Source organism: Bacillus kalamii (genome assembly GCF_047238185.1).
Taxonomy (GTDB): Bacteria; Bacillota; Bacilli; order Bacillales; family DSM-1321; genus Bacillus_AD.
In genome coordinates, this window is record NZ_JBDFMI010000001.1 from 197,215 (window position 1) to 209,669 (window position 12,455).

12 protein-coding genes are annotated in these 12,455 nt (G+C 40.5%); 10 read left to right on the plus strand and 2 right to left on the minus strand.

The genetic code is table 11. From position 1 onward, the window contains the following. Positions 1 to 454: 454 nt before the first annotated feature. The 6 genes from ABC357_RS24370 to sufB all read left to right on the plus strand — a co-directional run bounded on the left by ABC357_RS24370 (position 455) and on the right by sufB (position 6,086). Complete coding sequence (locus ABC357_RS24370) at positions 455 to 595, plus strand: YuzK family famiily protein (RefSeq protein ID WP_487247125.1); 141 nt, start codon at positions 455 to 457, stop codon at positions 593 to 595. A gap of 267 nt (positions 596 to 862) precedes the next feature. Further along, a complete protein-coding gene (gene sufC / locus ABC357_RS01030) occupies positions 863 to 1,651 on the plus strand; it encodes a Fe-S cluster assembly ATPase SufC (RefSeq protein WP_412885722.1) in 789 nt (262 codons plus the stop codon). Positions 1,652 to 1,668: 17 nt separating this feature from the next. Continuing rightward, the gene (gene sufD, locus ABC357_RS01035; protein WP_412885723.1) at positions 1,669 to 2,973 is read left to right on the plus strand and encodes a Fe-S cluster assembly protein SufD; all 1,305 of its coding nucleotides are present in this window, start codon (positions 1,669 to 1,671) and stop codon (positions 2,971 to 2,973) included. Continuing rightward, complete coding sequence (locus ABC357_RS01040; protein ID WP_412885724.1) at positions 2,973 to 4,202, plus strand: cysteine desulfurase; 1,230 nt, start codon at positions 2,973 to 2,975, stop codon at positions 4,200 to 4,202. The genes sufD and ABC357_RS01040 overlap by 1 nt, the downstream gene beginning before the upstream one ends. Next, positions 4,192 to 4,626, plus strand: coding sequence for a Fe-S cluster assembly sulfur transfer protein SufU (sufU, locus tag ABC357_RS01045; RefSeq protein WP_412885725.1), 435 nt, complete (start codon positions 4,192 to 4,194; stop codon positions 4,624 to 4,626). The genes ABC357_RS01040 and sufU overlap by 11 nt, the downstream gene beginning before the upstream one ends. 62 nt (positions 4,627 to 4,688) lie before the next feature. After that, positions 4,689 to 6,086, plus strand: a complete 1,398-nt coding sequence (sufB, locus tag ABC357_RS01050) for a Fe-S cluster assembly protein SufB (RefSeq protein WP_412885726.1) — start codon at positions 4,689 to 4,691, stop codon at positions 6,084 to 6,086. Positions 6,087 to 6,438: 352 nt separating this feature from the next. On the opposite strand, the gene ABC357_RS01055 is transcribed toward sufB, so the two are convergent. Further along, the gene (locus tag ABC357_RS01055; RefSeq protein WP_412885727.1) at positions 6,439 to 7,179 is read right to left on the minus strand and encodes a hypothetical protein; all 741 of its coding nucleotides are present in this window, start codon (positions 7,177 to 7,179) and stop codon (positions 6,439 to 6,441) included. 149 nt (positions 7,180 to 7,328) lie between these two features. Continuing rightward, on the minus strand, positions 7,329 to 8,042 hold the full coding sequence (locus ABC357_RS01060) for a hypothetical protein (protein WP_412885728.1): 714 nt from the start codon (positions 8,040 to 8,042) through the stop codon (positions 7,329 to 7,331). Between the two features lie 299 nt (positions 8,043 to 8,341). Between ABC357_RS01060 and ABC357_RS01065 the strand changes: the two genes are divergently transcribed. The 4 genes from ABC357_RS01065 to ABC357_RS01080 all read left to right on the plus strand — a co-directional run bounded on the left by ABC357_RS01065 (position 8,342) and on the right by ABC357_RS01080 (position 12,408). Further along, a complete protein-coding gene (locus ABC357_RS01065; RefSeq protein ID WP_412888548.1) occupies positions 8,342 to 9,190 on the plus strand; it encodes a DUF72 domain-containing protein in 849 nt (282 codons plus the stop codon). 82 nt (positions 9,191 to 9,272) lie between these two features. Then, on the plus strand, positions 9,273 to 10,643 hold the full coding sequence (locus tag ABC357_RS01070; protein ID WP_412885729.1) for a bifunctional metallophosphatase/5'-nucleotidase: 1,371 nt from the start codon (positions 9,273 to 9,275) through the stop codon (positions 10,641 to 10,643). A gap of 69 nt (positions 10,644 to 10,712) precedes the next feature. Further along, on the plus strand, positions 10,713 to 11,012 hold the full coding sequence (locus ABC357_RS01075) for a YunC family protein (RefSeq protein ID WP_412885730.1): 300 nt from the start codon (positions 10,713 to 10,715) through the stop codon (positions 11,010 to 11,012). Positions 11,013 to 11,307: 295 nt separating this feature from the next. Next, positions 11,308 to 12,408, plus strand: a complete 1,101-nt coding sequence (locus ABC357_RS01080) for an HD-GYP domain-containing protein (RefSeq protein ID WP_412885731.1) — start codon at positions 11,308 to 11,310, stop codon at positions 12,406 to 12,408. The last annotated feature ends 47 nt before the right edge of the window (positions 12,409 to 12,455 follow it).

Here is a 12,455-nt window from a genome sequence, read left to right on the forward strand (position 1 = left end):
AAACTTTGTGCTTATTAATGGGAGATGGCTGCTCAAGGCTTTCCGCTATTCGTGCATACTGGATCATTATCATGCGAAAACAACTAATAGGAAAAAGATCCTGGCAGGCAATGCCCGGATCTTTTTCCGTATGTCCGTACTTATCAATTCTCAGTTAATTGACAACCATTCTCAATAAGTTGATTTTTACCCTAAATAGGCGCTGATCTTGGTCCGGTGTTATATGGAAGAATATTCGAGTAATTGTAAGGCTCAGTATATATTGTTTTCCTTATTCCTCCTTATGGTGATTAATATCCGAATATGAGGGTAAATACGATTTGAGGGAAATGCACAAGAAGTGTTAACCTATTAATTGACAAAGCGCCAGAACTTGGCGCATTAAAGAAAGGATTGGTTCATTATTAACTCCCATGAGTTGGATTTGAATGTGACAGGTGAAATGGAAAAGGCTATGCAAAATTCTCACGGAGTAGGCTATGACGTATACAGCAGAGACTTGGATGTAAGAATGCGAGTAGAGAAAAAAAGAGAAAGAAGCTACGCTAAAAGTCATCAAATCTTGAATGAATACAGTCGACGGGTATTTAAATAAGTTGGAGAGAAAAACCAGTGATTAATATCCACTGGTTTTTTTACTTCTTTGCCGGAATGGAGTAGTATACTAATAGAAGATTGATGGCCAAATCGAAATGGCAATTACTGAATCGCACTCTATTCGATAAACACTACGAGTATAGTGTCAAATGAGGCATAATTTGTTGATTCTACTTTTAATCTGTTATAATATTGTAATGAGAATAAAGTGAGAATCAGTTTCTAAAATATAGTAACTATACAAGACATTGTTGGAGGTATAAATATGACACGTTCTACATTGCAAGTGAAAGATCTACACGTTGCCATTGACGACAAGGAGATCCTGAAAGGGGTAGACCTTGAAGTGAGCGGCGGAGAAATCCACGTAATCATGGGACCTAACGGTACAGGTAAATCTACCTTATCATCTGCTATTATGGGGCACCCTAAATATGAAGTAACTAGCGGAAGCATCACATTGGATGGAGAAGATGTATTGGAAATGGAAGTAGATGAGCGCGCTCAAGCAGGACTATTCCTTGCCATGCAATATCCAAGTGAAATTTCAGGAGTAACAAATGCAGACTTCTTGCGTTCGGCAATCAATAGCCGCCGCGAAGAAGGGGACGAAATTTCAATCATGAAATTCATCCGTGAAATGGATAAAAAAATGGAATTCCTTGAAATGGACCCAGATATGGCGCAGCGTTACTTGAATGAGGGCTTCTCAGGCGGAGAGAAAAAGCGGAATGAGATTCTTCAATTGATGATGATCCAGCCTAAGATTGCTATCCTGGATGAAATCGACTCCGGTCTTGATATTGATGCATTAAAGGTCGTTTCTAAGGGTGTCAATGAGATGCGCAGCGATGATTTCGGCTGCTTGATCATCACTCACTACCAACGCCTGTTGAACTACATTACACCTGATTATATCCATGTCATGATGCAAGGCCGCATCGTGAAATCAGGCGGCCCTGAATTGGCACAGCGCCTGGAGGCTGAGGGTTATGATTGGATTAAGAAAGAGTTAGGTATTGAAGAAGACGAAACTGAAGGCCAAGAAGCTTAAGCGCTGGGGGGATTTCGATGACTACTGAATTAAAACTACCACTTGGAAAAGACGCAATCAGCGCTTATTCCAAGCAAAATAATGAACCGATATGGCTTAAAGAGCTTAGAGAAACTGCTTTTGATAAAGCGGCTTCCCTGGAAATGCCTAAGCCGGACAAAACGAAGATTACAAGCTGGAACTTCACCGATTTTCCTGCACATGCAGTGGAAAGTTCCGCTTACCAGTCGATTGATGAATTGCCTGAGGATGTAAAGAATATTGTTGGGACGAACGAAAATCACACTCTTTATATCCAACGCAATAACACACCTGCTTTTTCATTCGTATCAGAGGAATTGAAGAAGCAAGGCGTCATTTTTACAGATATTTTTACAGCTGCCAGAGAGCACAGCGAATTGCTTCAAAAATATTTCATGACAAAAGCCGTGAAAGTCGATGAACATCGCTTGACTGCTTTGCATGCTGCTTTAATGAATGGCGGGGCGTTTATCTACGTGCCTAAGAACGTGGAAGTTAAAGAGCCTCTTCAAGCTATTTTCATCCGTGATGATAAAGATGCTTCCCTGTTTAACCATGTGCTGATCGTTGCTGAGGAAAGCAGCCAAGTCACATATGTGGAGAACTATTATTCAACTGTTGAAGGCGAAGGTCTTGTAAACATCGTTTCAGAAGTCATTGCCGAAGATAATGCCAAAATTGTTTACGGCGCAGTTGATACATTGACTAAAGATGTTGTTACGTATGTGAACCGCCGAGGCGTAGCCGCTGCCAATGCCCAAATTGAATGGGCACTGGGCTTGATGAACGACGGCGATACTATCTCTGAAAACATTACGAACCTTGTCGGTGATGGATCTCATTCAGATTCGAAGACAGTTGTAGTGGGGCGTGGAACACAGAAGCAGAACTTCACAACAAGCATCGTCCATTGGGGCAAAAATTCCGAAGGCTATATCCTTAAGCACGGCGTTATGAAAGATAGTGCTTCTTCCATCTTCAACGGAATAGGCAAAATTGAACATGGCGCAACTAAGGCGAATGCTGAACAGGAATCACGTGTCCTGATGCTTAGTGAAAAAGCGCGGGGCGATGCAAACCCTGCCTTGTTAATCGATGAAGATGATGTAACAGCGGGACATGCCGCGTCAGTAGGCCGCGTCGATCCTGTCCAATTGTATTACTTAATGAGCCGAGGCATCGCGAAAGCGGAAGCTGAGCGTTTAATCATACATGGATTCCTTGCACCGGTTGTTAATCAGCTTCCTATTGAAGAAGTGAAAAAACAATTGGTTGAGGTTATTGAAAGGAAAGTTCGATAATGAACCCAAGTGAAATTCGTAAGCAGTTTCCTATTCTTGATCAAGAAGTCAATGGAGAGCCGTTGGTGTATCTGGATTCAGCAGCGACTTCACAAAAACCGAAATGCGTCATCGAGGAAATCGAGAAATATTATAATGGATATAACTCAAATGTCCATAGGGGCGTCCATACACTTGGAACGAAAGCGACAGACGCTTACGAAGGTGCGCGTGAAAAAGTACGCAACTTCATCAATGCAGCTTCTACTGAGGAAATTATCTTCACGAAAGGTACGACTGCATCCTTGAATCTGGTGGCGGCCAGCTATGGCCGTTCAACCATCCAGGCCGGGGATGAAATCGTTATTTCACAAATGGAGCACCATAGCAATATCATTCCTTGGCAGCAATTAGCTCTTCAGACAGGAGCTAAGCTTACGTATATTCCTCTGGAGGAAGATGGTACCATCTCTCTTGAGGAAGCCAAAAAAGCAATCACCGATCAAACGAAGATTGTGTCTATTGCACATGTATCAAACGTATTAGGCGTTATAAATCCAATCAAGGAGTTGGCTGAAATCGCCCATAGCCATGGAGCGGTTATGGTAGTGGACGGAGCTCAGGGAGCCCCCCATATCAAAATTGATGTCCAGGACCTTAATTGTGATTTCTACGCATTCTCCGGACATAAAATGTGCGGACCGACCGGAATCGGTGTATTGTATGGAAAGAAAGAGCTGTTGGAAAAAATGCCTCCGATTGAATTTGGCGGAGAAATGATCGATTTCGTCGATCTGTACGATTCTACTTGGAAAGAGCTTCCGTGGAAGTTTGAAGGCGGGACGCCAATCATCGCAGGTGCAATCGGACTAGGAAAAGCGATTGATTTCCTTGAGGAAATCGGCTTGGATGAAATCGAAAAACACGAGCACAAACTGGCGGAATATGCCTTAAAGCGTATGTCGGAAATCGAGGGAATCACGATTTACGGACCACAGGACAGTTCAAAGCGTGCCGGCGTTATTACTTTCAATCTGGATGATGTCCATCCACACGATGTGGCGACTGTTTTGGATGCAGAAGGCATTGCCATCAGAGCAGGCCACCATTGTGCACAACCGTTAATGAGATGGCTTAAAGCATCGGCTACAGCACGGGCAAGCTTTTATCTCTACAATACGGAAGAAGATATTGATAAGCTGGTAGCCGGGCTTCTCAAAACGAAGGAGTATTTCTCTAATGTCTTTTAGTAATTTAGATAATCTTTATCGCCAAGTGATCATGGACCATTATAAGAATCCGCGCAATAAAGGTTCTTTGGACGAAGGAAGCTTAACAATCGACATGAATAATCCGACATGCGGCGACCGCATCCACCTGACACTGAAGGTGGAGGACGGAAAAGTGGCCGATGCAAAGTTTGATGGAGAAGGCTGTTCCATCTCCATGTCTTCTGCATCTATGATGACACAAGCGATTAAAGGTAAAGATATAGAAACAGCACTTCATATGTCCGAGTCTTTCTCGAATATGATGCAAGGCAAAGACTATGAGTTTGACGATAATGATATTGAAGATATAGAAGCATTACAAGGAGTCTCTAAGTTTCCTGCCCGGATCAAGTGTGCGACACTTGCCTGGAAGGCGATGGAAAAAGGGCTTAAAGAGCAATAAGACTACCAGGTTCCATCCCAATGCTAATTGTTGATGGAGCCTGAAATGGAGGTATATGTCCAATGGCGAAAAAGATGCCTGAAATCGGCGATTATAAATATGGATTTTCGGACCGCGATGTCAGTATTTTCCGCTCGAAGCGCGGATTGACGAAAGAAATCGTAGAAGAAATTTCAAAGATGAAGAATGAACCTCAATGGATGCTTGATTTTCGTCTAAAAGCACTTGAGTATTTTTATAAAATGCCTATGCCTCAATGGGGTGGCGATCTTTCAGGGTTAAACTTCGATGAAATTACCTATTATGTAAAGCCATCTGAGAAATCCGAAAAATCTTGGGATGAAGTGCCGGATGAAATCAAACAAACATTTGATAAACTCGGCATTCCTGAGGCGGAACAAAAATACCTTGCCGGTGTTTCCGCTCAATATGAATCAGAAGTTGTTTACCATAACATGAAGGAAGAGCTTGAAGAGCAAGGAATTGTCTTTAAGGATACTGATTCCGCACTGCGCGAGAACGAGGACATCTTCCGTGAACACTGGGCTACCGTTATCCCGCCTACGGATAATAAATTCGCCGCTTTGAACTCAGCTGTATGGTCCGGTGGATCATTCATCTATGTTCCAAAGGGAGTGAAACTGGATACACCATTACAGGCGTATTTCCGTATCAATTCCGAGAATATGGGACAATTCGAACGGACATTGATCATTGTTGATGAAGGTGCTAGCGTACACTATGTAGAAGGATGTACAGCTCCTGTCTATACGACAAACTCACTTCACAGTGCTGTTGTTGAAATCATCATCAAGAAAGATGCCTATTGCCGTTATACAACCATTCAAAACTGGGCGAACAATGTGTATAACCTGGTTACAAAACGTGCAACATGCGATGCTAATGCGACGATGGAATGGATCGACGGAAACATCGGTTCTAAATTGACAATGAAATACCCAGCGGTCTTGCTGAAAGGTGAGGGAGCGCGCGGTTTGACATTATCCATTGCGATTGCAGGCAAAGGGCAGCATCAGGATGCCGGTGCCAAAATGATGCACTTGGCTCCGAATACATCATCAACCATTGTATCGAAATCCATCTCTAAGCATGGCGGTAAAGTAACATACCGTGGTATTGTCCACTTTGGCCGCAATGCAGATGGCGCCCGCTCAAATATCGAGTGCGATACGTTAATCATGGATAACCAATCTACTTCGGATACAATCCCTTACAATGAAATTTTGAATGACAATATTTCATTGGAGCATGAGGCGAAGGTATCTAAAGTGTCTGAGGAACAATTATTCTACCTGATGAGCCGAGGCATTTCTGAACAAGAAGCGACAGAAATGATCGTTATGGGATTCATTGAACCATTTACAAAAGAACTTCCAATGGAATATGCTGTTGAGATGAACCGCTTGATTAAGTTCGAAATGGAAGGTAGCATAGGATAATCTCTTTAAACCTTATGAATTCAATGTTTAAAGAGGAGTGCTAATAATGAGGAGTAGAGTGGACGTGCCGATTTTGTGCCGTTTCAGATGCTCTTTATCGTGTAGGAGGCGAACTTTTTAAGTTCGTCTTCTTCTTTTTTAGCAATATAGAGGTTAAAGAAATGCCGCTTCTGTTGTTTTGGAAATTCGGTTCAAAGGGGAAGGTCAGTTAAAATGATTGTGACTATTCCAGTGATACATTCCCAAAAATGATATGAATTAGTGTAGAAGCGGAAAATGGGTGCTTCGAAGAGTTTTTTTAAAAATCAAAGAGTGACACTGAAAAAGGAAGAAGCCCAGCTATCTGAGCTTCTTATTTTAACAAATTTTCTTGATCCGTAAAAATAGGGAAAAACCAGCTAGTATAAATTGCATTAAATTCTTTCTTTGTAAGATTAAAGTTTTCCATTGTACTTTCAGCTGCCAACATAGCATCTTGAGTAACATTTATATCTCTATATTTTTTGGTTGTTAGGTTAAAAACTCTAACTAAATAGTTAATTACATCCATTTCAAAATCATAGTTTGATTTGACATTATTTAAAAATGGGTCAAAAGTACTCGCTTTAAAAAGACTCGGATTCGTTTTCAACAGATGGTTTACTTTTTTTTCAGTAAGGCATGTGCTGTTGAAAGTAAGTACTCCTCCTCCAGTAAACGGTTCTGTTTTATATGGGAAAGTGTTTTTATATGTATATACAGTATCTTTTGTTTGCACCAAAAGCTTAATCTTTTTTTGATATAGAGGGTTATAGTTGCTTCCATGTTTTAATCTTGTGTGCAGCAGCCTATGAAGGCAGTTCAAATAGACAAATTTGTTTTCATTGCTAATTGATTCAAAACGATCGGTCGATGTAAAATTCACTGTAATGTTACCAAAGTCATAAGTAATGGAATTGTATTTAATATAATCCGGTATGGGATCATATCGTTGAAAGTTTTTTGTGAATTCATTTTCAAGTTGTTCAAGTTTAATGTTTTGATGAATCAGACATAAAAATGAACTGAAAATAAGTGTTCCCATAAAGCAGTTAAATAAATAGATCGGTCTCATTCTTATCTCCTTTAATGCCAGCCCCGTTGATTTTATCTGCATCTTCTCCAATTTTTTCTAAGTTCAATTTCACTTATCAATTGGCTATAAAAAACACCTCAAAAAAGGATACATCCCATTTAGAAGGGCCGCATTAATTAGGCATTTTTCTATTTGGAGTCCCAACCGATTTCAGGAAATGAAAAGAATTGGCTGTATACAGAATGGATTTTTTCTTTTGAAATGTTAAAATGCTTCATTGTCGCTTCCACTATAAGAGGATTATCTATTTTAGCATTATAGTCAGTCCCTTTTTTAGTCATGATGTTGAAGATTTTTGCCATATATTGGATTATATCGATATCCTCTGGATCGATGGTTGTTTTTTCTTTGGTTTCGATGATGGTCGTTTTTATTTTTTCTATCAAATCATTTTTTGTAATGGCCTTTTCCCCGTCTATGATTAGGGCGACTTCCCGTGAGTTTAGTCGTTTAGAGCTTTTCGCCATCTGGCTGAATTCAAATGTTTTTCCATTGCTGGTTGCTTTTATCGTAAAAAATTTATCTTCCATGCCAAAAAGGTTGAATTTTTTTAACTGCAAACCATATTGGAGGTTTTTGTACCATAAATCTAATATGGCGTATTGGCGGGCCTGGTGCAGTTGGCTGAATGAGGGAGCCAATTCTAATACGATGTCTACATTTTGAATATCTTTAAATACAAATTTATGTTTTTGAACATATTCGTTATAAGCAAAGGTATTCATTAATCGATCTGCGGTCTGTTCAAATTCTATTTTATTTGTATAAGAATAATAAGTGATCCCTGATATTAATAGTAGTGAAATAACCGGTATAATACCGTTTTTAACTTTAGTAAACAAAATAGCGTTCTCCTTAAATTATCTAAATATAATAATAAGGTATATCCTTACAAATAGCTAGACTCACTTGGCCGATAGAAGCTGTTAAATATTGTAGATGTTCACCATTCAGGTAATGAGAGCTATTGCTGATTGAAGAAGAGCTGTGGAGGTTTTTGATAGGTAAAAAATTCCATGTAACTTTGTTTGTTAATAATTATCTAGTAAAACTGTTCTTTTACCAGCTGGAAAGCTGAAATAAGCTTTCTCATTTAGGCTATGTTAGAATGACAATAACAAACGAAGTGAGAGTGATAGGAATGATTTATATCGGTGTTACAGGCTGGGGCGACCACGAATCTTTATATGGATCCAAGCTTGCAAGCCGTGACCGCCTAAAGGTATATGCGGAGCATTTTCCGATTGTTGAGGTAGATGCTGCCTTTTATGCGATCCAGCCAAAACGGAACAGTGAAAAATGGATCCGTGAAACGCCAAATGGCTTTCTGTTCGTTGTGAAAGCGTACCAGGGGATGACAGGTCATACACGCGGCCCAATTCCCTTTAAGAGCAAGGAAGAGATGTTTTCCGCTTTCAGAGAATCGTTGATTCCTTATTTGGAGAACAATCGCTTGGCCATGGTTTTATTTCAATTTCCCCCATGGTTTTCCTGCACGAAGGAAAATGTGGTGTATCTCCGCTGGTGCAAGGCGCAAATGGGGGACATCCCTGTTGCGTTGGAATTCCGCAATCAGACTTGGTATTCGGATGTTTACCGAAAGAATACATTGGCATTCATGGCTGAAGAAGGGTGGATTCACGGTATATGCGACGAGCCTCAAGCAGGAGAAGGTTCCGTCCCGACTGTGTTAAGGCCGACAAATCGTGATAAGACATTAATCCGTATGCATGGACGAAATATATATGGCTGGAATAAACCGTCAAATGGCGACGACTGGCGGGCAGTTCGTTTTTTGTATAAATATAATGAACAAGAATTGCATCAATGGAAAGAACATCTGAAAAGGCTGGAAGAAGAGACGAAGGATATATATATGCTTTTTAATAATAACTCGGGCGGAGACGCAGCAGGGAATGCCAAACAAATGATTGAGATGCTTGGCATTACGTATACACAGCTGGCTCCGAGACAGATGGACTTATTCTGATTAAGGGAGAATCTTCGAGTCAACTAATTCTTTCCGCTTGGTGCGGGGCAGACTTGAAACGGTGGAAAAAGAGGGGATTAACATGGAAGAAACTATACACTTATATCACATCAATGATCTTCACAGTCATTTTCAGCATTGGCTGCAAATTAAAAACTTCATAGCAGGGAGAAGAAGATTGCATGAAGAAGTCACTGAAGAAAGTATTGTTTTTGATTTGGGAGACCATGCGGATAGAGTCCATCCTTATACAGATGCTACGTTCGGAAAAGGCAATGTCCAGCTATTGAATGAGCTGGGCTGCCAATATGCTACAATCGGCAATAATGAAGGAATTACCCTCGCGTATGAAAGCTTGGACCATTTGTACGATGATGCATCGTTTAAAGTGGTCGTTGCAAATGTATACCGTTCAGATGGTAATCGGCCGGCTTGGGCACATCCCTATACGTTCCACATAACCAAAAAAGGGACAAAAGTAGCAATTATAGGGGCTACTGCTTATTTTAAAGCCTTTTATGACATTTTAGGATGGCATATCACGGATCCGATCCAAGAAATCGATAAAATGGTCCATAAGGTTAAAGATCAAAGTGACGTCATCGTCCTCTTATCGCATCTTGGCTTGGAAACAGATGAACAAATTGCACAGCAAATCCAAGGGATTGATGTCATTCTTGGTTCGCATACGCATCATATCCTCCATGAGGGAAAGGTGGTTGGCAATACGCTTTTATGCGGAGCAGGCAAAGGCGGAACATATGTAGGCCATGTGGAAATTTCGATAGATTCTCAGGGAGCTCTGAAAACAAAAGCATATTTGGATAACATGAATGATGAACCAATAGCGGAAGGGACTGAGCAATTCCTGGAAAATCTTCAACAGGCAGGAAAGCAGGGATTATCTCGTGTAGTATGCGTCTTGCCTGAAGCGATTGAAGCGGAGTGGTTTAAGAGTTCCCCCTTGTCCCAAATGTTATGTGATACGTTAATGGAGTGGTGCCATAGTGATTGTGCCATATTGAATGCTGGCTTATTGCTGGATGGTTTGAAAGCAGGCCCTGTCACACAGTATGACCTCCACCGAATTTGTCCACATCCCATCAATCCTTGTCTTGTGAAGTTGAGCAGCCAGGAATTGAAGGAAATAATCATTCAATCCATGGATCCTGAATGGCCTCATATGCCAGTCAAAGGCTTTGGCTTTAGAGGAAGCATTCTTGGCAAGATGGTTTACAGCAATATACACATTGCCAGCCGCCACGAGGTGTATATTGGCGGAAAACCGATTGAATCGAAGAAAGAATATACATTAGCCATTCCTGACATGTTTACGTTCGGATTCTTCTTTCCAAGCATAAAACGGAATCAGCATAAAACGTATTTTTTACCGGAATTTTTGAGGGATTTGCTTGCTTTTAAATTGTCTTCTGCATATCATCCGGAAGAATAGAAATGGGGCCAAACACAGATTCATCCTCACAGGCATAGAGTAATTGTTGTAAGGAAAGGGAGGATGAAGATGGTCGAATTAAAGCCTATTCATATAGCAGGCCGGCAATTTACCGCAATTTCTGTTCAACTGCCTAAAACCAACTTGCTGATGGTTGCTTCGGATAAAGGATATATCATGTGCGGCGCTCTAGATGTCGGCTTATTGAATGATCAATTAAAAGACAGAGGGATTGTGGCTGGAAGGGCAGTCGGCGTCAAAACAATTGAACAGCTGCTTGATGCTCCGTTGGAATCCGTCACGTTCGGTGCCGAAAGCCTTGGTATAGGTAAAGGAATGGCCGGCAAAGAAGCTTTATTATATATGTAACTCCAGCCGCCGTTTGAGGCGGTTTTTTATCGTGCACAAAAAGAAACCTTCAGGTGTGATTGTGGAAGGAAAACGAAAAGTCAGTTTGCTAGTGAAAGATGCATGATGAAATCCGGATTAAACAGTAGTAAAATGAATTTATATTCGTATTTTATTAATATTTTTTGTATAATATTTTTATTATTTCAACAATAAGTAAACATGCATAATTGAGAATACTTTTTATCTATTAACCTCCGCTTAGCAGTTCAGAACCTTAAATAAAATTAACACCATCATAACACAGGAGATAACCATGCGATTAATATCTACAGAATATGTGAAATCGGGTCAGGTTTTAGGGAAAACAATCTATAATGACAGTAGGCATGCTCTTCTGCAAGAGGGTGTTGTATTAACAGAGCGTATGATTATAAGGCTAAAAGAATTGGGCATACCCTTTGTATACATAGATGACAACTTGACAGCAGGCATCCAGCCGAGAAATACGGTTTCTGATAAAGTCCGCTCCGAATCGATTAGAACGATTGAGAAGGTTTTTCAGGAGGTTGGCGCTCAGAATACAAACTTAAACAGTTCCTTTGTGATTGAAAAAGCGGCGAAAAAATTAAATGCAATCATCAGCAATGTATTGACCGAAATCAAACAAAACACCAATTTACTGACCATTTTATCAGATATGTATATTCATGACAGTTATATTTTTATTCATTCCTTCAATGTGACACTCTACTCATTGGCAATTGGCCTTCAATTGAAATTGAACCAAAAGCAGCTGGAAACGTTGGGATTAGGGGCCATTCTCCATGATGTAGGGAAAACAAAGATCCCCGCTGATATTTTATTGAAGCCTGGTAGGTTGACGGAGGATGAATATGAAGAAATTAAAAAGCATGCAGAGCATGGTTTTCAAATGTTGAAGGAAGCAGGTACAGTCTCCCTTTTAGTGGCCCATTGCGCATTCCAGCACCATGAACGCTTGAATGGGTCCGGTTATCCCCGCGGATTGATGGGAACAGATATACACGACTACGGGAAAATTATTGCTGTGGCAGATGTATTTGATGCCGTTACATCGAACCGGGTTTATCGGAAAGCGATGCTTCCGCATGAAGGGCTGGAAATACTGTATTCAGGCTCAGGTACGATGTTCGACCAGGAAATTGTAGAAGCATTCAGAAGGGCTGTTGCCATTTATCCAGTCGGATTGACCGTAGTGTTGAATGATGGGAGAGTAGGCGTTGTCTGTAAGCAGAATACGGGAATTAGCGATCGGCCTGTCGTTCGCATTATTGAGGAAAATCATCATCCTGTCGGAGAACCATATGAAATCGACCTTCTGAAGAAAATGGATTTGGTTATAGTGGATTGTGATAAAAATTTTATCAAAAAATAATTATTTATATGGTAATCATTTAATAATATGTTATTTTAATTGAAAGT